19 protein-coding genes are annotated in these 22,488 nt (G+C 68.6%); 12 read left to right on the top strand and 7 right to left on the bottom strand.

Annotation, left to right across the window (positions count from 1 at the left end; translation table 11 throughout):
* Positions 1–17 precede the first annotated feature (17 nt).
* The 6 genes from RT97_RS13295 to RT97_RS13270 all read left to right on the top strand — a co-directional run bounded on the left by RT97_RS13295 (position 18) and on the right by RT97_RS13270 (position 6,602).
* The gene (locus RT97_RS13295) at positions 18–860 is read left to right on the top strand and encodes an IclR family transcriptional regulator (protein WP_042579241.1); all 843 of its coding nucleotides are present in this window, start codon (positions 18–20) and stop codon (positions 858–860) included.
* Between the two features lie 53 nt (positions 861–913).
* Positions 914–2,209 (top strand): aconitase X, encoded by a 1,296-nt coding sequence (locus RT97_RS13290; RefSeq protein WP_042579240.1) that lies wholly within the window; start codon positions 914–916, stop codon positions 2,207–2,209.
* Positions 2,206–2,658 (top strand): aconitase X swivel domain-containing protein, encoded by a 453-nt coding sequence (locus RT97_RS13285; protein WP_042579239.1) that lies wholly within the window; start codon positions 2,206–2,208, stop codon positions 2,656–2,658. The genes RT97_RS13290 and RT97_RS13285 overlap by 4 nt, the downstream gene beginning before the upstream one ends.
* A complete protein-coding gene (locus RT97_RS13280) occupies positions 2,655–4,355 on the top strand; it encodes a dihydroxy-acid dehydratase (protein ID WP_042579238.1) in 1,701 nt (566 codons plus the stop codon). Before RT97_RS13285 ends, RT97_RS13280 begins: the two co-directional genes overlap by 4 nt.
* Positions 4,356–4,480: 125 nt before the next feature.
* The gene (locus tag RT97_RS13275; RefSeq protein WP_042579237.1) at positions 4,481–5,608 is read left to right on the top strand and encodes a porin; all 1,128 of its coding nucleotides are present in this window, start codon (positions 4,481–4,483) and stop codon (positions 5,606–5,608) included.
* A gap of 31 nt (positions 5,609–5,639) precedes the next feature.
* The gene (locus tag RT97_RS13270) at positions 5,640–6,602 is read left to right on the top strand and encodes a Bug family tripartite tricarboxylate transporter substrate binding protein (protein ID WP_042579236.1); all 963 of its coding nucleotides are present in this window, start codon (positions 5,640–5,642) and stop codon (positions 6,600–6,602) included.
* Here RT97_RS13270 and RT97_RS13265 read toward each other — a convergent pair.
* The gene (locus RT97_RS13265) at positions 6,589–7,416 is read right to left on the bottom strand and encodes an aldo/keto reductase (RefSeq protein ID WP_253278233.1); all 828 of its coding nucleotides are present in this window, start codon (positions 7,414–7,416) and stop codon (positions 6,589–6,591) included. The two genes, RT97_RS13270 and RT97_RS13265, sit on opposite strands and share 14 nt — an antisense overlap.
* Before the next feature lie 165 nt (positions 7,417–7,581).
* Positions 7,582–8,712 carry an ABC transporter substrate-binding protein gene (locus tag RT97_RS13260; RefSeq protein WP_042579234.1) on the bottom strand — a complete coding sequence of 377 codons (1,131 nt, stop codon included), beginning with the start codon at positions 8,710–8,712 and terminating at the stop codon, positions 7,582–7,584.
* Positions 8,713–8,822: 110 nt separating this feature from the next.
* Here RT97_RS13260 and imuA point away from each other — a divergent pair, with 110 nt between their 5' ends.
* The 4 genes from imuA to RT97_RS13240 all read left to right on the top strand — a co-directional run bounded on the left by imuA (position 8,823) and on the right by RT97_RS13240 (position 15,315).
* Positions 8,823–9,629, top strand: a complete 807-nt coding sequence (gene imuA / locus RT97_RS13255) for a translesion DNA synthesis-associated protein ImuA (RefSeq protein ID WP_042579233.1) — start codon at positions 8,823–8,825, stop codon at positions 9,627–9,629.
* Positions 9,598–10,962: a Y-family DNA polymerase gene (locus tag RT97_RS13250; RefSeq protein ID WP_042579232.1), complete on the top strand. Its 1,365-nt coding sequence runs from the start codon at positions 9,598–9,600 to the stop codon at positions 10,960–10,962. Before imuA ends, RT97_RS13250 begins: the two co-directional genes overlap by 32 nt.
* Entirely contained in the window at positions 10,955–14,311 is a 3,357-nt protein-coding gene (locus tag RT97_RS13245) for an error-prone DNA polymerase (protein WP_042579231.1), read from the top strand. The genes RT97_RS13250 and RT97_RS13245 overlap by 8 nt, the downstream gene beginning before the upstream one ends.
* Positions 14,312–14,391: 80 nt before the next feature.
* Positions 14,392–15,315: a hypothetical protein gene (locus tag RT97_RS13240; protein WP_042579230.1), complete on the top strand. Its 924-nt coding sequence runs from the start codon at positions 14,392–14,394 to the stop codon at positions 15,313–15,315.
* A 15-nt stretch (positions 15,316–15,330) separates the two neighbouring features.
* Here RT97_RS13240 and RT97_RS13235 read toward each other — a convergent pair whose 3' ends face one another.
* The 3 genes from RT97_RS13235 to RT97_RS13225 form a co-directional block, all read right to left on the bottom strand.
* Entirely contained in the window at positions 15,331–16,344 is a 1,014-nt protein-coding gene (locus tag RT97_RS13235) for an aminoglycoside phosphotransferase family protein (RefSeq protein WP_042579229.1), read from the bottom strand.
* A gap of 182 nt (positions 16,345–16,526) precedes the next feature.
* Complete coding sequence (locus RT97_RS13230; RefSeq protein ID WP_042579228.1) at positions 16,527–16,754, bottom strand: hypothetical protein; 228 nt, start codon at positions 16,752–16,754, stop codon at positions 16,527–16,529.
* A 77-nt stretch (positions 16,755–16,831) separates the two neighbouring features.
* Complete coding sequence (locus RT97_RS13225) at positions 16,832–18,115, bottom strand: SGNH/GDSL hydrolase family protein (RefSeq protein WP_042579227.1); 1,284 nt, start codon at positions 18,113–18,115, stop codon at positions 16,832–16,834.
* 104 nt (positions 18,116–18,219) lie between these two features.
* Between RT97_RS13225 and RT97_RS13220 the strand changes: the two genes are divergently transcribed.
* A complete protein-coding gene (locus RT97_RS13220; RefSeq protein WP_042579226.1) occupies positions 18,220–19,137 on the top strand; it encodes a LysR family transcriptional regulator in 918 nt (305 codons plus the stop codon).
* Here RT97_RS13220 and RT97_RS13215 read toward each other — a convergent pair.
* Entirely contained in the window at positions 19,113–21,356 is a 2,244-nt protein-coding gene (locus RT97_RS13215) for a DUF6351 family protein (RefSeq protein ID WP_155403805.1), read from the bottom strand. The genes RT97_RS13220 and RT97_RS13215 overlap by 25 nt on opposite strands.
* A 133-nt stretch (positions 21,357–21,489) precedes the next feature.
* Between RT97_RS13215 and RT97_RS13210 the strand changes: the two genes are divergently transcribed.
* Entirely contained in the window at positions 21,490–22,188 is a 699-nt protein-coding gene (locus RT97_RS13210; protein ID WP_241027249.1) for a Crp/Fnr family transcriptional regulator, read from the top strand.
* Positions 22,189–22,200: 12 nt separating this feature from the next.
* On the opposite strand, the gene RT97_RS13205 is transcribed toward RT97_RS13210, so the two are convergent.
* Positions 22,201–22,485: a hypothetical protein gene (locus tag RT97_RS13205; protein WP_042579224.1), complete on the bottom strand. Its 285-nt coding sequence runs from the start codon at positions 22,483–22,485 to the stop codon at positions 22,201–22,203.
* Positions 22,486–22,488 lie beyond the last annotated feature (3 nt).

Genomic DNA, 22,488 nt, shown 5'->3' with positions numbered 1-22,488 from the left:
GTTCAAAGGGTCCCTTCATGTCCACCGACAAAAACGACAGCTCTCTTTCTGCGGCAGATGCCTCCGATTCGCGCGGCGAGCGCTCCGACACCGTGAGCGCGCTGGAGCGCGGCATCTCGGTGCTGCGCTGCTTCAGCGAAGAGCGCCCGGTGCTCGGCCACGCCGACGTGGCGCGCATCACCGGCATTCCGCGTCCCACGGTCAACCGGCTGGTCGCAACGCTGCTCTCGCTGGGCATGCTCAAGCCCGCGCAGGCGCCCGACCGCTTCATGCTCGGGCCGGGCGTGGTGTCGCTTTCGCGCGTGTTCCTCGGCAGCCTCGATGTGCGCGCCGCCGCACGGCCCAGCATGCAGGCCATGGCCGAGGAGGTGGGCGCCTCCGTCTACCTCGCGGTGCGCGACGGCATGGAGATGGTGCTGATCGAGGCCTGCCGCCCGCGCTCGTCGATGCTGTCGGCGCGGCTGGACGTCGGCTCGCGCGCGCCGCTGCCGAACTCGGCGCTCGGCCGCGCGTACCTCTCGGCGCTGCCCGATGCGCAGCGCAACCAGTTGGTGGATTCGATGCGACTCCTGCGCGGCCCCGAGTGGGACGGCATCGCCGCGCCCATGACGCGCGCCATCGGCGAGGCCAGGCGGCTGGGCTACTGCCTCTCGCTCGGCGAATTCCACCGCGAGATCAACTCGGTGTCGGTGCCGCTCATCGGCCCCGACGGCGAAGTGATGGCGCTCAACGGCGGCGGCGCCGCCTTCGTGTTCACCGAAGACAGATTGCGCAACGAACTCGCACCGCGGCTGCACGACATCGCGCTCACCATCGCGCGCGACATCGGCGGGCACGTGCCTTCACCCTCGCCGGGCTAGCCGCCCGGCCGGGGTTCATTCCCCCACGACACAGAAGAACGGAGACACAGGTCATGCACCTGAGCAACGAAGAAAAAGCCATGTACGACGGCCGCGACGGACCGGCCGTGCAGAAGGCGATGGACCTCCTGATGCGCTACGGCGAAGCCCTGGGCGCCGAGCGACTGGTCGAGACGCGCAACGTCTGCGCCACCATCACCTCGACCACGCCCTTCCAGCGCGACTTCGCGCTCGCCAAGGGCGGCGGCATGGACGCGGTGTTCTCCGAATTCAGCCTCGACAGCCAGGAGACCGTCGAGATCCCGAAGTTCAAGGTCTTCACGAGCCACCTGCAACTGGGCTTCGACCCCGGGCAGCCCGAGCGCATGGGCGTGAGCGAAGAGATCGTGCAGTTCTACAACCGCAGCGAGCGCCATGCGGCCGGCCTCGGCGCGCAGATCATGAACACCTGCACGCCCTACCAGGTCGGCAACATCCCCACGCGCGGCGAACACTGCGCGTGGATGGAATCGTCGGCGGTGGTGTATTGCAATTCGGTGCTGGGCGCGCGCACCAACACCGAAGGCCGCGAGAGCACGGGCGCGGCGATGCTCACCGGGCGCATTCCGTACTGGGGCTACCACCTCGACGAGAACCGCCGTGCGACGCACGTGATCGAGCTCGACATCGACGTGGAGTCGGTGCAGGACTGGGGCCTGCTCGGCTACTACATCGGCGAACACGTGCAGGAGCGCGTGCCGGTGGTGCACAGCAAGCGCGGCATCGGCCGCGTGCCGAACCTGCCGCGGCTCAAGCACTTCGGCGCGGCCGCGTCGTCGTCCGGGGGCGTGGAGATGTACCACATTGCCGGCATCACGCCCGAGGCGCTGACGCTGGAGCAGGCGCTCGGCGGCAAGGCGCCCGTCGAGGTGCTGCGCTACGGCGAGGCCGAGCGCCGCACGACCTACGAGAAGATCAATGTGACGGGCAAGGATGCGGAGGTGCAGTACGTGATGCTCGGCTGCCCGCACTACACGATCGAGCAGATCTGGGAGGCCGCGCAGCTCATCGAGGGGCGCAAGGTCCATCCCGATTGCGAGCTGTGGATCTTCACGCCGCGCGCCATCAAGTCGCTGGCCGACCGCAACGGCTACACCAAGATCATCGAGGACGCGGGCGGCATCCTCATGACCGACAGCTGCTCGGCCATGAGCCGCGCCGTGCCCAAGGGCACGAAGACGGTGGCGCTCGATTCCGCCAAGCAGGCGCACTACCTGCCCGCCATCCTCGGCGTGCAGGCGTGGTTCGGCAGCACGGCCGAATGCGTCGATGCAGCCTGCACCGGCCGCTGGAACGGGGGGTATGCATGAACGCCGCCGTCATGACTGAAAGCACCATCGTGATCCGTGGCCGCAAGGTGGTCGGCGGCGTTGCGGAAGGCGAGGCGCTCGTCACGCGCGACCGCATCTCGGGCTGGGGCGGCATCGACCCGCGCACCGGTACCGTCGTCGAGACGCGCCACGAGCTGCGCGGCCAGAGCTTCGCCGGCAAGGTGCTGGTGTTCCCTGGAGCCAAGGGCTCGTCGGGCTGGTCCGCGATGTTCCACATGACGCGGCTCATGAACTCCGCGCCCGCGGCGTTCCTGTTCAACGAGATGACGACCAAGATGGCGCTGGGCGCCGTGGTCACGCACTCGCCGTCGATGACCGATTTCGAGCGCGATCCGCTCGAATGCATCGAGACGGGCGACTGGGTGCGCGTGGACGCCGACCGCGGCGTGATCGAGATCACCAAAAATAAGAACGGAGACCGCCCATGACCCGCCCCCTGCGCAGCAACTTCCCGCGCGGCTCCTACCTCTGGTCGGTGCGCAATGCGCACTGGCGCGCGCTCGGCATTCCGGAAGAGGATTGCGAGAAGCCCAAGATCGCCATCGTCAACAGCTCCTCGGAGCTGGCCGCGTGCTTCAGCCACCTGGACAAGGTGGCGGCGGAGATCAAGACCGCGATCCGCGCGGCGGGCGGCGTGCCGTTCGAGATCCGCACCGCGGCGCCCAGCGACTTCATCACCGGTGCGGGCGCGCGCGGCGCCTACATGCTCGGCGCGCGCGACCTCGTGACCAACGACATCGAAGTGGCCGTCGAAGGCGCGCAGCTCGACGGCATGGTCTGCCTCACCTCGTGCGACAAGACCGTGCCGGGGCAACTCATGGCGGCCGCGCGGCTCAACATCCCGGCGCTGCTCGTGCCCTGCGGCTACCAGCCCAGCGGCGAGTACCGCGGCAAGCACATGGACATCGAGGAAGTGTTCATCGGCGCGATGCACGCCGTCACCGGCAACCTGCCGGTGGAAGAGCTGGTCGGCATGAGCCGCGAGGCGATCCGCGGGCCTGGCGTGTGCTCGGGCCTGGGCACGGCCAACTCGATGCACATCGTCTGCGAGGCGCTGGGCATGGCCTTGCCCGGCAGCGCGCCGGTGGCCGCGCTGAGCCCAAAGATGATGGCCGACGTGCGCGCGGCCGGCACGCGCATCGTGCAGATGGTGCTGGACGACCTGAAGCCGCGCGACATCCTCTCGCCCGGCGCCTTCGCCAACGCGGTGCGCGCGGTGCTGTCGGTCGGCGGCTCGCTCAACACGGCCAAGCACCTGCAGGCGATATCGACCGAAGGCGAGTGCGGCGTCGACGTGTACGGCCTCTTCGAAAGCCTCGGCCCCACGACCCCTGTGCTGGCCGGCGTGCGGCCCATCGGCGAGCATTCGATCGAAGCCTTCGAGGCGGCCGGTGGTTGCCGCGCGTTGATGAAGCAGCTCGCGCCGCTGCTCGATACGGGCGCGCTCACGGTGACCGGCGGCACGGTCGCCGACAACCTGCGCCATGCCCAAGTGATGGACGCCGAAGTGATCCGACCCATCTACCGCCCGGTCGCGCCTCTGCCGGCCATCGTGCTGCTGCGCGGCAATCTCGCGCCCGAGTCGGGCCTCATCAAGACCGGCATCGCCGAGCGCAAGGTGCGTCGTTTTACCGGCCCGGCCGGGTGCTTCTGGACCTCGGACGCCGCCATCGCGGCGCTGAAGAACAACGAGATCGTCCCCGGCCAGGTGGTCGTGATGCGCGGCGCCGGCGCGTGCGGCGGACCGGCCATGGGCGGCGGCGCGTCGCGCGTGGTGTTCGCGGTCGATGGCGCGGGCCTGGGCGACCAGGTCGCGCTGCTGACCGATGGGCATCTCTCGGGCCTGGTGTGCAAGGGGCTAGTGGTGGCCGAGGTGTCGCCCGAGGCCGCGCTCGGCGGGCCGCTCGGCCTCGTGCGCGACGGCGACGTGATCACCATCGACCTGGATGCGCGACGCCTGGACATCGCACTGACCGACGCCGAACTTGCCGCCCGCCGCGCCGACTGGCAGGCGCCGCCGCCGGCCTTCGACACCGGCTGGCTGCAGCAGTACCGGCGCAATGTGAGCCCGCTGTCCAAGGGCGCGGTGCTCGTGCGCACCGAGCGCCCGCAGCCCGCCAGCTAGGCCTTTTCCATCCCCGGCTTCGCCAACCGGTGCGCACCCCCGTGCGCACCCGGTGGCGCAGCCCTGCGCGCGATTTCCGGGATTGCAGAGTTTTCAACCCAAAAAAGAGCAGGAGACAAGAAACCATGAAGAGACTTTTGATGTGGTCGGCCATCGGCCTTGCCAGCAGCGGCGCAGCGCATGCGCAATCGAGCGTCACGCTGTTCGGCGTGATGGACCTGGGCGTGCAGTACACCAAGGGCGAGGGCGGCGGCTCGGTCAAGGCGCTGTCGAACGGCGGGCTCTCGACGAGCCGGATCGGCTTTCGCGGCACCGAGGACCTGGGCGGCGGCCTGCGCGCAGGCTTCTGGCTCGAAGGCAGCCTGAACCCGGACTTGGGCACCGGCCGCCCGAGCAACAGCAACAACCAGACGAGCGGGGCGGGCACTGCGGGGCCGATCACCTTCGACCGCATGTCCTTCGTGAGCCTCTCGCACGATTCGCTGGGCGAGGTGCGGCTGGGCCACGACTTCATTCCGACGCACTACAACAGCATCTACTTCGACCCCTTCAATGCCAACGGCGTGGCGCGCGCGGGCAACCTCACTTTCGCGGGCGCGGGCACCGGACCGCTGCCCACGGCCATCACCGGCAGCAACACGGTGAGCTACTGGCTGCCGGCCGGGCTGGGCGGCTTCTACGGCATGGCGATGATCGGCACCGGCGAGAACGACTCCACCGCGCCGAACCGCGACGACGGCAACTTCGGCGGCGCGCGCTTCGGTTTCGCCTCGGGCGCTTTCGACATCGCGGCAGCCGTGACGCGATCGCACTTCAACGCCACCTCCACCATCGGCAACTACACGCACGCCAACATCGGCGGCACCTGGGACGCGGGCTTCGCGAAGTTCTTCGCGCTCTACAACAAGGTGACGGTGAAGCTCGCGGGCGGCACGGTGCGCAAGAACACCGCCGAGATCGGCGCGCACATCCCGGCCTTCGAGGTCGGCCGCATCCGCGTGAGCTACGCCTACCTGGACGACCGCAGCGACGAGAGCCTGCGCAACGCCAACGGCATGCCGCGCAACCGCGACGACGCGCGCCAGTTCGGCATCGGCTACGTGCACAACCTCTCCAAGCGCACCGCGCTCTACGGCACCTACGCGCGCCTCATGAACAGCGGGCAGGCGCGCTACGTGGTGAGCGGCGGCGTGGCACCGGCGGGCGGCAAGCGCTCGTCGGGGTGGGAGTTCGGTGTGCGGCACCTCTTCTGATCTTCCGATCTTCTGAACCAAGGAGGCTTTCATGCGACGCAGAAACCTGGCCCTGGCGGCCCTTGCAACGACGGTGCTGCCCGGTGCGGCGGCCTGGAGCGCCGACGCCTATCCGAACAAGCCGCTGCGGCTGATCGTCGGCTTCGCGCCCGGCGGCGGCGCCGATTCGCTCACGCGGATCATCGCGGAGGGGTTGTCCAAGCAGCTCGGCCAACAGGTGATCGTGGAGAACCGCCCGGGCGCCGACGGCGTGCTCGCGGCGCAGGCCACCTCGTCGGCCAAACCCGACGGCTACACGCTGCTGATGGGCACCAACACCGCGATGGTCGCCGCGCCCACGCTGCGGCCGACTTCGCCCTACGACCCGTTCAAGGCCTTCACGCCGATCAGCTCGGCGGGGCAGTTCTCGATGTTCCTCGTGGTGCCGTCGAGCCTGCCCGTCAAAAGCGTGAACGAGCTGCTGGCGATGGTGGCGGCCAAGCCCGGTGCCTACAACTCCGCATCGAGCAACAGCGCCTCGGAGCTCGCGATGCTGCAACTGCTGGGCGACCGCAAGGTCGTCAACGCGCGCTACAAGGGCGACATGCAGGCCATGACCGACCTGCTGGGCGGGCAGATCCACATGATGTTCACCACCGGCACGCTGGCGCCGGGCTTCGTGAAGGAAGGGCGCATCCGCGCGCTGGTCACGCTGCTGCCGCAGCGCAGCGGCCTCTTGCCCGATGTGCCGACGGGCGGCGAACTCGGGCTGGGCAAGCTCACGATCACGCCGTGGGCCGGCTTTTTCGGGCCGCCGGGACTGCCGAAGGAGATCACCGGCAGGCTCTCGCAGGAACTGCAGAACACGCTCAAGCGGCCGGACGTGCACGCGCAATTGGTGCAGCAGGGCTTCGAGGGCTACGGCATGAGCCCCGAGAAGTTTGCCGGGTTCTTCCGCACGCAGTACGACGCCTTCGGCGCGACGGTGCGGGAGCACAACGTCAAGTTCGAATAGCGGCGGCTTCGCGGCGCCAGAAGGCCGCATCGGGAAAGGTGCCTGCACCGGCCGCCGCGTTGTCGGCCATGTGCTCGGCGCGGCTCGTGCCGGGGATCGCGCAGGTCACGGCCGGGTGGCTCAGCACGAACTTCAGGAGCACCTGCGCCCAGCTCGTGCAGCCGATCTCGCCGGCCCAGGCGGGCAGCGGCTTGTCGCGCAGGCGCCGCAGCAGGCCGCCGCCGCCGAAGGGCATGTTGACGATCACCGCCACGCCGCGCTCGGCCGCGAGCGGCAGCAGGCGCTCTTCGGCATCGCGCGCATCGAGCGAATAGTTGATCTGCAGGAAGTCGAGCTTCTCGGCGCGCAGCACGGCCTCGACCTCGCCGTAGGCCGAGGCGGTGTAGTGCGTGATGCCGATGTAGCGCACGCGGCCCTTGTCCTTCCAGCCGCGCAGGGTGGCCAGGTGGGTGCGCCAGTCGACCAGGTTGTGCACCTGCATCAGGTCCATCTGCTTCGTGCGAAGCCGCGCGAAGGACTGCTCCATCTGCGCGATGCCGGCCTCGCGGCCCGAGGTCCAGACCTTGGTGGCGAGGAAGGGCTTGGCGCGTGGCTTCGATGCGACCAGGAGTTCGCCGGTGGTTTCCTCGGAGCGGCCGTACATCGGCGAGCTGTCGATCACCGTGCCGCCGGTCGCGAAGAGCGCATCGAGCACGCCGGGCAGGCGCTTGTATTCGTCGGTGCCGGGGCGCTGGTCGAAGCCGATCCAGGTGCCGCAGCCGACGACCGGCAGGGCTTCCTTGGTGGAAGGGATGGGGCGGGTGGTCATCTGCATCGCGGGCCTGCCTTGCTGCTGGGCGAACGAGGGGAGCGCGGCACCCGCGCAGAGTGCGGCGCCCAGTCGGAGCAACCGGGCGCGGGTGAGGGCGGGGATGGCGGAGAGAGGGGGCGTGTTCGTGGAGGGCGTCACGAACGAAATTCTGCGCCTGTCCGCTACGTTTCAGCGCAGGTAGCGCCCGTCGGCCTTGAGCATCGAGAGCTCGGAGAAGGTCAGCCCGCGGTGTTCGCCCGGCCGGTACGACACGGCGATGCCGCCGATGTCCAGCGTCTTGAACGACTCCAGGCCCTTCTGCAGCGACTCGGGCGTCGGGTTCGCGCCCGCGCGCTTCAGGCCCTCGACCATGACCTTGGCCGTAACGTAGCCCTCCAGGCTCGCATAGCTGAAGTCGTTCACGCCGATCTTCTTCATCGCCGCTTGGTACTCGGCGATGACGGGCATTGCGCTGTTCCACGGATAGGGCACGACCTGCGAGATGACCACGCCGGCCGCGTCCTTCCTGATGTCCTGGAAGAGCTTCTGCCCGTTCAGGAAGGAGAACGAATAGAAGGCCGTCTCGCCGCCCGCCGCGCGGTAGGCGGTGATGAACTTGGCGGCCACGTCGTTGGTGGTCGACAGCACCACCGCCTTCGGCTTGAGCTTGACCAGTTCGGCCGCGCGCTCGGCGGCGTCGGAGCCGTCGTTCTTGATGGCGACGCTGCCGACCATCTTGTCGCCGCGCTCGGCAATGAATTTCTGCGTGCTCTCCATCGCCGAGCGCGCGCCGGGGTTGTCGTTGTGCGCGAAGGCGATGCGCGAGAGGCCGATGGTGAACAGGTGGTTCACGATGCGGCTGTATTCCTCGTCGAAGCTGATGCGCACCGGAAAGCCGTATTCGGTGAACTTCACGACCGGGCCCGCGCCCGTGTACGGGCCCACGATGGGCAGCTTGAGCTCGTTGGCCGCCTTGATCGCCCCCACCGCCGACGAAGTGCCGATGGGCATCAGCACGCCGATGGCGCCGTCCCTGGCGAAGGTCTTGACGTTCTCGGCGCCCTTGGCCGGGTCGTAGGCGTCGTCCAGCTGGCGCAACTCGACCGGCCGGCCGTTGATGCCGCCGTTCGCGTTCAGTGTGGTGAACATGGCACGGATGCCGAGCAGCGGCTCGGTCGACAGCGACGCGAGCGGGCCGGTCTGCACGTAGGTCTGGCCGATGAGCAGGGGTTTGCCGCTCTGCGCATGCGCCGAAGCAGACAGTCCGAGGACGAAGGCGGCGAAGGCGGAAGCCAGGAATTGAATCTTTTTGTGTGTCATGGTCACAAACTGTTAACTGATCCATCTTAAGGCGCGGGCCCTTCCAGGTAAATCGATCTCCGGTTGCGGCCCGGGAAATACTGTATAAAAATACAGTTAACAGTTGCATCATGGGCCTCCCTTTCCTCGACTCCTTTTCCGCCGCCGCCGGCCGTGGCGTCTGGCATGCCGACGAACTCGGCCTGGCCGACGCGCAGGTCGTCGCGACCGGCCACGCCACGCTCGACGCGGAGTTGCCCGGCGGCGGCTGGCCGGTCGGCGCGATGACGGAGCTGCTGCAAGGCGCGCCCGAGGCGCATGTCTGGCGGCTGCTGCTGCCCGCGCTGGCGCAGGCGGTGCAGGCGCGCGGCGGGCCGGTGGTGCTGATCGGCGCGCCCTACGAGCCCTGCGGGCCCTCGCTCGCGGCGCAGGGGCTGCCGGTGGAGGCGCTGATGTGGGTCAAGAGCGATGCGCCGGCCGCGCGCCTGTGGGCCTGCGAACAGGCGCTGCGCTGCGCGGACGTGGCCGCCGTGCTGGCCTGGCTGCCGCAGGCGCGGGTGGGCGAATTGCGGCGGCTGCAGCTGGCGGCCGCACAGCATGACGTGATGCTTTTCGTGTGCCGGCCCGAGTCGGCCGCGCAGGGGGCTTCGCCTGCGCGGCTTCGTCTCCAGGTGGAGCGCTGCGCGGCCGATGCATCGCAGATCGAGCTGAGCATCCTCAAGCGCCGCGGTCCGCCGCTGGCTTCGCCCGTGATGCTGCCGGCGCGCAACGAGCGCATGACCGCGCTGCTCGCAGCGGCCCGGCTGCGCCGCAAGCTGCGCCTGCAACAGCAGGGCACGGTGCTGGCTGGCGACACGGCGACGACCGCGACTGTGGTGCGCATCGACGCGTGGAAGGGAGGCCCCAATGCACTGGATCGCATTGCGGTGGTCGCTTGAAGCCTACGCGCCCGACGCTCCGCAGCTGCCCACGCCCGAAGCCCTCGGCTGGTGGGCGCTGGAATACACGCCGCACGTCGCTTGGCAGGACGAGGCGCTCATGCTCGAAGTCTCGGCCTGCGAGCGCCTGTGGGGCGGGCGACTCCAGCTGATGCGCCAGCTGGTCGCCGTCAATCCCGCGCCCGATGTGCGCATGCTGGGCGCGCAGGGCGCCACCAGCCTGATCGCGCTCGCGCGGCTTCGCATGTTCGAGCGGCAGGAAGAGCGCCCGAAGGACATACCGTCCGGCCTGCCGCTGGACACGCTGACCGCCGCGCATCCCCACCTGGACCTGCTCGCCCGCCTGGGCTGCCGCACCTGGGGCGACGTGGCCGCCTTGCCGCGCGGCGGCCTCACGCGGCGCTTCGGCGCCGGACTGCGCGCGGCGCTCGATGCGGCCTGGGGCCTGCGTCCCGAGAGCCACGACTGGCTCACGCTGCCCGACGTGTTCGAGCAGAAGCTGGAACTGCCCGCGCTCGCCGAGACCGCGCCCGAACTCATGTGGTCGGCCAACCGCCTGCTCTCTGCGCTGCAGATCTGGCTGCGCGCCCGCCAGCGCGGCGCGCGCGCGCTCGAGCTGCAATGGACGCTCGACCTCAAGCGCTTCAACGGCGTGAACCTGCCGCCGCACCAGCAGGTCACCGTGCGCACCGCCGAGCCCACGCAGGACATGGCCCACCTGCGCCGGCTGCTCTCGGAAAAGCTCGCCCTCACCACGCTCGCCGCGCCCGCGAGCTGGCTCAGGCTGCGCACGCTCGAGACCGATCCGTGGGCCGGTGCCAGCACCAGCTTCCTGCCCGAGGACAACCGCAAGGGCGACAAGCTGCACGAGATGGTCGAGCGCCTGAGCGTGCGGCTCGGCGCACACCAGGTGGTGGTACCTTGCGCGAAGGCCGACCACCGGCCCGAGCGCAAGCAGGCATGGCGGCCCGCGTTGCAGAAGGAGAAGGCGCCGGACAGGACCCGCAAAGAGACGAAAGAAGCGAAGGAGGCGGCTTCGCAGTCGCAGCAGCCCGATGCGATCTACCCGCCGTGGCTGTTGCCCCAACCGCTCCTGCTCGAGATGGACGGCGAGCGCCCCTGCTACCGCGGCCCGCTGAGCAAGCTGATCGGGCCGCAGCGCGTCGAGGCCGGCTGGTGGGGCGGCAAGGAAGACGGAGGCCAGCCGGCGATGCGCGATTACTACGTGGCGGAAAGCCCGGAAGCGGGGCTCGTGTGGATCTTTCGCGAGCGGCCCTCGGCGCGCTTTTCTTCGGGCGAGGTGCGCTGGTACCTGCAGGGGTTCTATGCCTGAACTGAGCGACAAGCAGGAGCGCAAGCGCCAGCCGGCCAAGGTGCATGCGCTGCCGGTCGCGCTGCGCAAGAAAACCGCGGCGACGTTGCCCGACTACGCCGAGCTGCACTGCCTGACCAACTTCAGCTTCCAGCGCGGTGCGTCGACGCCCGAGGAGGTGGTCGAGCGCGCCTACCAGCTGGGGTATGCCGCGCTGGCGATCACCGACGAGTGCTCGGTGGCCGGCATTGTGCGCGCCTACGTCTGCAGGCGCGACATGGAACGCACGCTCGACGAATACGAAAAGGAGCACCCCGACGAGCCGCCGATCCCGCGCAACTTCGATTTCCGTTTGCTGTTCGGCAGCGAGTTCCGCTTCGAGCGCTTCAGGCTCGTGGTAATCGCGAACGACACCGAGGGCTGGGGCAACCTGTGCGAATTCATCACCGCCGCACGCAACACCGAGTTGCCCAAGGGCGAGTACCGCGTGAGCTGGGAGGGCAGCGACGTGGCTTCGCTGCAGCGCTGCCAGGTGCTCTTCGTGCCGCAACGCAACCCGGGCGGCGCGATGGATGCCGCCACGCTGCACGAAGACCTGCTGGCCGCCAAGGCGCTGTATGGCGACAACCTCTGGCTGGCCGTGGAGATGCTCAACGAGCTCGACGACGACCTGTGGTTCGTCACGCTCATGCAGGCGGGCGAGCAGACCGGCGTGCCTCTGGTGGCGGCGGGCGACGTGCACATGCATGCGCGTGCCCGCAAGCCGCTGCACGACGTGCTGACGGCGGTGCGCGAAGGCAAGACCGTGGCCGAGTGCGGCTTTGCGCTGCAGTCCAACGCCGAGCGGCATCTGCGGCAGCGGGTGCGCTTGGCCGAGCTTTACCTGCCCGGGATGCTGGCCAATACGCTGGTGGTGGCCGATCGGTGCAGGTTCGATCCGGAGGTGATCCGGGAGAACTACAAGTACCCGCTGGAAATGCTGGGCAGCAACGAGACGGCGACGCAGACGCTGGCGCGCAAGACGTGGGAAGGCGCGCAGGTGCGTTACCCGAACGGCATTCCCGATGGAGTGCGTACACAGCTGCAAAAAGAGCTGGACCTGATCCGCGAGCTCGAATACGAGATGTTCTTCCTTACCGTGGAGAACATCGTGCGCTTCGCCCGCTCACGGGAAATTCTTTGCCAGGGCCGCGGCTCCTCGGCCAATTCCGCCGTCTGCTACTGCCTCGGCATCACCGCGATCAACCCCGCGAAGGGCCACCTGCTGTTCGAGCGATTCCTCAGCCGCCATCGCAAGGAACCTCCGGACATCGACGTCGACTTCGAGCACCAGCGCCGCGAAGAAGTCATCCAGTACATCTACGAGAAATACGGCCGCGAACGCGCCGCCATCGCGGCCGTCGTCATCTGCTATCGCTCGCGCAGTGCGTTGCGCGACGTGGGCAAGGCCATCGGCATCGACGAGCGGCTGGTCGACGAATTCGCCAAGGACCATTACTGGTTCGACGACGCCGTGCTCGGCGAGCAGTTGAATGCCGCCTGCGCGCGGGCCGGCGTGAAGGAAGACGAACTCAAGCTCGTCCAGTGGATCGAGATGACGCAGCGCCTGAAGGGCTTTCCGCGCCACCTGAGCCAGCACGTCGGCGGCTTCGTGCTCACGCACACCAGGCTCACGCGGCTGGTGCCGGTCGAGAAGGCGTCGATGAAAGACCGCTCCGTCATCCAGTGGGAAAAAGACGACCTCGAAGCCATGGGCATGCTCAAGGTCGACGTGCTCGCGCTCGGCATGCTGAGCGCCATCCGCCGCGGGCTCGATCACATGAACCGCTGGCGCGGCTCGATGGTGCGGATGCACCACGTCCCCAACGACGACGAAAAGGTGTTCGACATGATCTGCGACGCCGACACCGTCGGCGTGTTCCAGATCGAGAGCCGGGCGCAGATGTCGATGCTGCCGCGCCTGAAGCCGCGCACCTACGAAGACCTGGTGATCGAGGTGGCGATCGTGCGGCCGGGGCCCATCCAGGGCGGCATGGTGCATCCGTATCTCAAGCAGCGCGAGCGGGTGAGCAAAGGCTTGCCTGTCTTCTACGAGAAAGACGAACTGAAGATTGCGCTCGAACGCACGTTGGGCATTCCGATCTTCCAGGAGCAGGTGATGCAGATCGCCATGATCGCCGCCAAGTTCAGTGCCGACGAGGCCGATCAGTTGCGGCGCGCGATGGCGGCCTGGAAGCGCAAGGGCGGCCTGGGCAAGTTCCACGACAAGCTGGTCAAGGGCATGACCGACAACGGCTACAAGGCCGAGTTCGCCGAAGCCATCTTCAAGCAGATCCTCGGCTTCGGCGACTACGGCTTTCCCGAGAGCCACGCCGCGAGCTTCGCGCTGCTGGTCACCGTGAGCTGCTGGCTCAAGAACTACGAGCCCGCCTGCTTCCTCGCCGCGCTGCTCGACTCCCAGCCCATGGGCTTCTACAGCCCCTCGCAGCTGGTGCAGGACGCGCGACGGCACGGCGTGGAAGTGCGCCCGGTCGATGTCACCTGCAGCGACCTGGACACCACGCTCGAACCCCGCGCCCCCGATGCGCCGCGCATGCCGCCAGGCACCGACGCGCGCTACGCCGAGCGCCTGGGCAACGAGAACCAGCCCGCGGTGCGGCTCGGCCTGAACCGCATTTCCGGCCTCAGCAAGGCCGGCGTCGAACGACTGCTGAAAGCGCGCGAACAGGCGCCTTTCACGAGCACCGAAGACCTCGCCCTGCGTGCCGAACTCGACGGCAAGGACATGGCCGCGCTCGCCGCAGCCGATGCGCTGATGTCGCTCTCGGGCCATCGGCGCCAGCAGGTGTGGGACGCCACCGCGCAGCGCTCCTCGCCGGCCCTGCTCAAGGGCGTGCCGATCAACGAGCAGGTGCTGTTGCTGCCCGCGGCGCCCGAGGGCGAGGAGATCGTCGGCGACTACGCCGCGCTCGGCCTCACGCTGCGCCGCCATCCGCTCGCGCTGCTGCGCCCGCGCCTGGCGCGCATGAAGCTCATGAGCGCGGAGGAGCTGCGCGCGCAGCCCACCGGCCGCACCGTGCGAGCCTGCGGCATCGTCAAGTTGCGCCAGCGGCCCGGTACGGCCAACGGCACGATCTTCGTCACGCTGGAGGACGAGACCGGCAACGTCAACGTAATCGTCTGGAACCACGTCATCGACGCGTGGCGCGAGCCGCTCTTGAAGTCGCACCTGCTCGCGGTGCAGGGCACCTGGCAGCGCGACGACGACAGCGGCGGCAAGGTTCAGAACCTGATCGCTACCGGCTTCAAGGACCTGACGCCGCTCATGGGCCGGCTCGCGCAGAGCAACTCCAGCCGGGATTTCCATTGATCGGGCGGGCGAGGGCGATGGATGCAACCGATCGTTCCACGTCTCGCGCGTCCCACGACTTTTCGCTAACCTGTTCTCCCATGTCCGCACTCGCACTCGCCCCCCTTGTCGCCGCGCCGATCGGTCCGCCGCCGCCCGCGCCGGATGTGCCCAATCCGGTGCCACAGCCACCCCCGCCGCCACCGCCCGAAGGTGATCCGCCGCCGGCCCTGCCGCCGGTCACCGATCCGGGATTTCCGCCCCCCGTGGTCGAACCGCCGCCGATGCAGACCGCGGCGCCCGAGGCGACCGTGCCCTTCGGCAAGCTGCACGCGCGGCGCCTGCGCGAGATCTACCGCTCGGCCGGCTGGCCGTGCTGCGACGGCATCGAGGTCGAGCTGCTGGCCGGCGGCTTTCTCGAACGGGTGCGCACGTCGCACGGCCACGAAACCCTGCGCGTGACAGATACCGGCATCGCCCGCATCGCCACCACGCTCACCATCAACCGCGCGGCGCTGACGCCGCACGAGGCGCTGGTCGAACGCGTGGCGCGCGAGATGACGCGCGGCGGCCGCATCGCATGGCGGGGCCTGGGCCTGCGCGCACGCCTGCCGCCGCTGGAAGAGGGCGGCAAGCCGCGCTGGTGCATGGCGCGGCCCGATGTGTTTTCGATCCGCAACACCAGCGTCGAGGCCTATGCGCACCCGATCGTCCACGAGGTGAAGGTCAGCCGCGCCGACCTGCTGGGCGACCTGCGCAAGCCCGACAAGCGCGCGGCTTATCTGGACCTGGGAGGCGAGTGCTGGTACGTGCTGGGCAACGATGCGCGTGGCCGCTGCATCGCCACGCCCGAGGAAATTCCCGCGGAGTGCGGCGTGCTGGTGCTCGAAGCCGAGCGCCTCGTGGTGGCGCGTGCCGCGGTGCACCGGCCGATCGAGCGCATTCCGTTCGCGGTGTGGCTCGCGCTGGCCAAGGCGCAGCCGATTTCGGGCTTCGACGAGGACGTGCAGGACATGCTGATCTAGCGGACCAGCGACGGATCAGGTGACGGCTTCGTAGCTTCGGTGCGCAATGGCGACGACGTCGCCGGGCTGGAACTGGCTCGCCATCTGGCGCATGGCTTCTTCGCGGTCTTCGGTGCTGGCGGATGCATCGAAGACCTGGTCGCTGATCTCCAGGATGTCGCGCACGATGCGCTCGTGGCGGTAGTAGGCGAGCGCGACCGCATCGATGTCCGCGGCGCCGTAGCCCTTGTAGAACTCCGACTCTTCCTGCGGCTGGTTCCACAGGTGGCCGACACCGCCTCCGACGAACATCAGGTCGCGCTCCTTGGGCGCAAGGACCAGCGTGTCCCAGTCGACGATGGCCAGCCGGTCGTCGTCGCCCAGGAGCACGTTGCCCGCGTGGATGTCGGCGTGGCACACGACCTGCGGCAATGCTTTTTCGAGAAGGATCGACGCGAGCTGCTCGCTGCGATAGACGATCGTGTCGATCTCCTCGTCGTGCTGCGCCCAGAAAGTCTGGAAGCGCTGGACGATGGCGTCGCCGCCGAAGCCGTTGATGAAGCGGCGCTGGTAGCGTCTGACGCCTTCGCGCCACTGGTGCGCGTAGGTTTCCTTGGGAATGCCCGCCAGCAGGGCGGGAGGCAACTCGGTGCGATGAACCGCGCCCAGGGCCGCGCCGAGGGCGGTCCATTGCGCGGCGGTCAACGCGCGTTCGAATCCGTTGCGGCCTTCGAAGAAGGGGTAGAGCATCCATTCGAAGCCGTCGCGCTGCACGCTGAGCTGGCGGTCCGTTGTCGGCAACGGTGCCATCACCGCGGCGATGCCTTTGTCGTGATGGAGAAAGGCCGGCACGGCGACGGCGGTCTGGTCGAAATCGCCGCTGCGCAGCTTCAGGAAGTACGCCGCGCCGTCGTTCGCCTGCACGCGAAAAACCGCGGAATGGACATCGGCGCCCAGGGGAAGAAATTCGGTGTGCGTCGCCTGGAGGCCGTAGGTTTCGGCGAGGCACTCCTGAATGGTGTCGGGGGCGATGTCGGGTAGTGTCAGCATGCGGGGGACGGGGCGTTGGTTCGATGGACGCCAAAAATTGTCTCACCCGATAAGGCCACGAAAGCTGACTTCTCGGTGTCGGACGCGGGCGTCTTCGTCGTCTTCGACGGAATCGCAGGTGGCCGGCGCCTGGTGCTCGACGGAGATGGCAGTCACCGGCAAGGATGAAGTGAAAGGCTGGTTCAGGGCTCGGGCGGCCACCAATGCTCGGCCGTCGTCCGGATGACGCGCGCCGCCTGGACGCGGACGTCATCCCTCTCACTGCTGTCGCCGTGGCCGTGATCCCTGACCACTCGGAAGGGCCACGTGGAGATCCGGCCTGCACGCTGCCGCGGCTGCATCGGATGCAGGCGGGCGGAAGAGAAAAAAAGAACCTGCGCAGAGGGCGCAGGCGGATTGGCGGTGGTCATGGAGTCGCCTCGAAGTTGTTCTTGGAGACGAGCCATTCTAGAGAAAATACTGTATTTATGTACAGTATATTTGCGCCCTATTTTGGATCGTTACCCAGCAGGGCATCGAGGTCGATCGCGGCCGCCATCGCCTTGTAGCCGGCATCGCCCGGATGCAGGTGATCACCCGAGTCCATCGCTGCCTTCAGGCGGATCGGGCGCGCCGGATCGCGCAGCAGCGCGTCGAAGTCCACCACCGCATCGAACGCGCCGCTTTCGCGGATCCAGCGGTTCACGGCCTGGCGCACCTTGTCCTTCTCGGTCGAATGGTGGCCTTCGAGCGGCGTGCCTTCCAGCGCGCGCTCGTTGGGCGTGATGGTGCCGGCCACGAGGCGCACGTTGTGGGCGCGGGCCATCGCGACCAGCTGGCGGAATCCCTGGATGAGGTCTTCCGCGCGCATCGCCGGCTCCTGCGGCGCGAATGGGCCGCCGGGCCAGCCGATGTCGTTGGTGCCCAGCAGCACGATCACGGCGCGCACGCCCGGCTGCGCGAACGCGTCGCGCCCGGCGCGCTCGAGCCCGGCGCGGCCCATGCCGTCTTTCAGCAGGCGGCCGCCGGAGATGCCGGCATTGAGCACGCCGACGCCGCGCGGGGCGAGGCGCTCGGCCAGGGCATCGGGCCAACGGGTGTTGGCGCCCGACGTGGAGCCGTTGCCGTCGGTGATCGAATCGCCGAGCGCAACGACGGTGGCCGGCGGCGTGGGCGTTTCGACGATCAGGCCGCTGACGTAGACGCGCGTGCCCCACTGCGAGGCGCTAGCCGGCAGCCGCGCCGCGCCGGTCAGGTCGCCATCGGCGACATATGACGTCTCGCGCGCATCGAAGTGAAAGCCCGCAGGCTGGCTCGGCTTCGGCAGATAGAGCGACACCGCGACTTCGCCGAGCGCGGGCAGCGGCAGGTCGACCGGATCGCTGACCAGCCTCGCGCCAGGGGGCACGGTCACGTCGGCCTGGCCGCCGAAGTGCAGCGCACGGTCCGTGCCCTCGACGATCGCCGAGCCCTCGCCATGCCGCGCCACCCGTGCCGCACCGATGTACAGCGGCGCCGTGCCGCCTTCGTTGCTGATCACCACGCGCAGCTTCGCGCCGCCGATGCTCAGGCGCGCCACCTGCCGGATGGTCTGCCGGTTGAACTGGAAGGGCAGGCCGCTCGGCAGCACGAAGTCGCCGCTCCAGATCGGCTGGGTGCTGGCCATCCAGCTGGGGCTCCAATAGGCCCGCGCAGGCGGTGCCGTCTGTGCCGCCGATACCGCGGCGAGGCCCGCGATTGTCAGCGCCGCGGCGCCGTGTTTGAGGATCGATCCGAAGGTCGATGCATTCATGTTCGTGTCCTTGAGAGTGAAGCGAGGCCTCGACTTTCTGCCATGCGAGTTCGGATGGGTAGATGGCAAAATCGCATCCAGACCATTCTTGAATCGAATACATCATGGACACCTTGCGCGCGCTCTCGGCCTTCGTGCACAGCGTCGAACTCGGGAGCCTCTCGGGCGCGGCCCGCGCGCTGGACACCACGCAGCCCACCGTCAGCAAGCTGGTCGCGGGCCTGGAGCGTTCGCTGGGCGTTCGCCTGCTGCGCCGCGCCGCAACGGGCTTGAGCCTCACGGAAGAAGGGCAGCGCTTCCACGAGCGCGCCCGCCGCGTGCTGGAGGATTACGGCGACGCCGTCGCCGATGCGCGCGAGCAGGTGCAGCAGCCGCAGGGCCTCTTGCGCGTGAGCGCGCCGGTCACCATGGGACAGCGGCATCTCAACGCGATGGCGGTCGAATTCCTGCGGCGCTACCCCGACATCGAACTCGAACTGGTGCTGGACGACCGCTTCGTCGATCCGCGCGAGGAGCGCATCGACGTGTCGCTGCGCGTCGGCGGCGCGCTGCCGCCAGACCTCGTTGCAAGGCACCTCGGCTCATGGCCGCGCGTGCTGGTGGCCTCACCGGACTACGTGGCCGCGCGCGGCAAGCCCCGCAAGCCCCAGGACCTGCTCTCGCACGACTACATCCGATATGCCGCGGGCGACGACGGCGTGCTGCTGCAAGGCCCGGAAGGCGCGGTGACGGTGCCGGTGCGCAGCCGCTACCGAGTGAACAACGCGGTGGCCATGCTCGACAGCGTGCTCGGCGGCGCCGGCATTTCGCTGCAACCCACGTGGATGGTGACCGATCAGCTCGCCGATGGGCGCCTGGTGCGCGTGCTCGCGCGCCACACGGGGCCGGCGCAGGAAGTGCACCTGCTCTACGCCCCGCGCCGCCACCAGCCGCTGCGCGTGCGGGTGCTGGTGGACTTCCTGGCAGAGCGCGTGGCGCAACTGCCAGGCGCGCATCGTCAATCGAGCGGCAAGCGCAGGTAAGTGCCGCGCAGCGGTTCCTGGCCCGCGCCGGGCTTGCTCCAGTCGCACACGCCGCTCGGGAAGATCGTCTGCAGGCGCGCGAGGTCGGCGCCGGCAATCGTCACCGCATAGTCGGCGGCGTTCACCGGCTTGAGCTGGCACTTGAGCACGTCGTTCACCATCGGCGAGCCGGCCTGGAGGCGCGGCGTCGTGAAGCGCGGGTACACCACGTTGCAGCTGGCGGCCGGGTCCATCGATGCGGCCTCGTCGATGCGCGTGCCGGTCTTGTTCCAGCAGGCGTCGTTGGCGCCGGCGGGCTTGTTGCGCACCACCTTGTCGATCGAGGCGGGCGCGGGGTCGGCCGCCATGTTGTCCAGCCACTTGTTCAGGAGGTCGATCGAGCCGCTCATGTAGTCGTAGCCCGAGGTGGAGCCCAGCGTCCAGATGATCTGGTTGTCGCTGCGGCCGTTGGCGCGCTGCAGGCGGGCCCGGATGATCAGGTCCTGCGTCGTGTCGTGGATGTCGCCCACCGCATCGGCATTGCCGCGCTGCGTGATGATCGGGATGTTCGCCAGGCCCGGTCCGCGGAAGCTGTTCTTGAAGCCGCCGGCGTAGGTGAGCTTGAGCGCATCGGGGTCGGCCTCGGAGCGCGCGGCCTGGGGGTTGCCGTCGCCGTCGAAGCCGCCGACCTTCTCGTTCAGATCGAGGAATTCCTTCACCGAGATCGCACCGCTGTTCAGCGCCGCCAGGCCGTACTGCAGGCCGATGTTGTCCAGCGGCCGGCGTGCCTCCTGCGTGCCGGGGCGCTTGCCCAGGAGGTTCACGTTGGTCTGGAAGAGGTCGCAGCGGATGCCCGTCGGGTTCGTCGCGCGGTTGAAGACGTTCGCCGCGTTGGCCGGGTCGGTGAAGCCGCAGCCCGCCGCGTTGTCCGACTTGATGATGCTCGCGAACGCCAGGTCCCACGAGGTGCAGGTGTTGGTGTTGAAGCCGTTCACCGCGTTCTGCTTGGCGGTGGTCCAGGTGCCCGCGTCGAGCTTGTAGACGTTGTTGAGCAGCCGGCACTCCATCACCTCGGGCATCAGCGTCTCGGGGAACGACACGATGGGCTGGATGCCGTCGAGCAGACCCGGGTAGAGCTGCGCGATCAGGTATTGCTGGATCGCGCCGCCCGAGCCGCCGAAGCCGGCGGTCCACTTGGGCACTTCGCCGAATTCCTCGATGACGTGCTCCTTCATCATCATCAGCGTCTCGCCCTGCAGGTGCGGGTTGGCGTGCTGGTTGTTCCAGAGCTCGGTCGAGTTCATGAAGGCGAAGCCGCGCGAGAGCTGGATGTGGCCGACGTCGCCCAGGATCGTCTCGATCGGGTGCACGCCCTGGTTGTACTGGGCCGAGCCGCAGCAGTCGAAGTAGGCGACGAGCTTCCTGTTCCAGCCCGGGCCGGGCTTCCAGGTGGCGGGTGCGTCCTTTGTCGGGTTGTCGAGCACCGCGAGGCGGTACACGCCGCGGTTGATGGTGCCCGACTCCACGCGCACGATGTAGGGCACGGTGGTGCCGTCGTTGGTGGTGGTGGTCGCGAGGTCGGCCGGGCGCGCGCCCGTGGGGTCCGCCAGCGGCTTGAAGACGTTGGTGTTGCTGCGGTAGTACCAGACCACCTGCGTCGCGGCCGAGCAGTTGGCGTCGAGCGCGGTGCCCAGGCCGTTCTGCACCGTGCGGCATTCGTAGGGCGAGATGTGCGGGCCCGAGAGGATCGGACCGGTGATCGGATAGTTGACCAGCTTCGTCTCGGTGCGCTGCGCCGCCACGTCGGCGTTGCTCACCACCAGCGTGTTGACGCTGCCGGTGGTGCTGGCCGCATCGGTCGTGAGGCCGGTGACAAGGCCGCGCAGCACGCGCGTCGTGCTGTTGACCACGGGCACCTGCGAGGTCACGTCTTTTCCGTTCAGGCTCACGCGCACCTTGTCGAGCGAAACGCCCACGGGCGCGGTCACTTCGATCAGCGTGTCGCCGCCGCTCACCATGTCGGGCGCGGAAGAGAGCGTCTTGACCTGGAACGCGGCCGGTGTCGGCGTGACGGGCGGCGGGCTCGCGCCCGGAATGAACGGAAACACCGAGCCGCCGTCGGACCCTCCGCCGCAGCCTGCGACGAGCAGTGCGCCGGCCATCGCGATGCCTGCGGCGGCAACCTGGACACGGGGCCACGGAGAAACCCGCTTGTGCGGGCGGCGAGGTGTAGCGAGCATGGATGTCTCCTTCTGTTATGTGTATTGGAAGATTAAGGATGGACGTTCCACGCTGCGGTCGTCGCGACGACACATGAGGCGCCAATCGATAGAGGTAATCCCTGATTCCGCACCCGCGCCGGCTGCGCATGCGATGGAAGACATGGTCCGGCACTCGCGCTGGGCGGCGGGCCTCTCGCCCGCCGACGTCGAGCACGTGCTCGGCAGCATGCAGGAGCGGCAGTTCGCGCGCGGTGCCTGCATCGCGCGGGCGGGTCAGATGGTCGAGCACTGGATGGGGCTCATCGACGGCTTCGCCAAGATGTCGGTGGCCTCGGAGGACGGGCGGGTGTCCACGCTCACCGGCGTCTCAGCCGGCGTGTGGTGGGGCGAAGGCTCGCTCTTCAAGCACGAGGCGCGCCGCTACGACGTGATGGCGCTGCGGCCCACGCGGGTGGCCCTGATGCCGCGCCGCACCTTCGAGTGGCTGCGCGGCACCAGCGTGCCGTTCAACCACTACCTGCAGGACCTGCTGAACGCGCGGTTGAGTCTCTTCATCGGCGCGCTCGCGCACGAGCGGCTGCTCGACACCGATGCGCGCGTGGCCAACTGCCTCGCGAGCCTCTTCAACCCCGACCTGTACCCGGACGCGCCGCGCTTCCTGGAAGTGGGTCAGGTCGAGATCGGGCTCCTGGCCAACGTGTCGCGGCAGCGCGTGAACGTGGCACTGCAGCGACTGCAGGCGCTGCAGCTCATTCGCCTGGAGAAGCGCGGCCTCACGGTGCTCGACCTGGGCGGGCTGGTCAACTACAAGGCCATCGACACCGGCGCGCCGCCCGTGCGCTGCGCCTGAAGCGCAACCGGCTCACTCCACGCGGACTTCGAAGTACGCCTCGTCGGCCTCGCCGAGCGCGCGGAAGCCCGCCGTCTTGGCCGCTTCGTAGGCCTTGGCCCAGCTCGCGGCCAGCGCGATCTCGTCCTTGGTGAGTTCGTCGGCGCTGGATTCGCTGGCGTTCTCGAACGCCTTCAGCGCCTGCTCGACGATGTCGCCCAGCAGCTTGTCGAGCTCGCGGCGAAAGCGCGTCTCGGCGGTGGCGATGACGTCGGGCGGTGCGTCGGGGAAGTCGATCAGTTTCACGGTGTAGCTCATGGG

Origin of the sequence: Variovorax paradoxus (assembly GCF_000834655.1) — a bacterium.
Lineage (GTDB): Bacteria > Pseudomonadota > Gammaproteobacteria > Burkholderiales > Burkholderiaceae_C > Variovorax > Variovorax paradoxus_F.
This window is presented reverse-complemented; position numbering and strand designations above follow the sequence as displayed.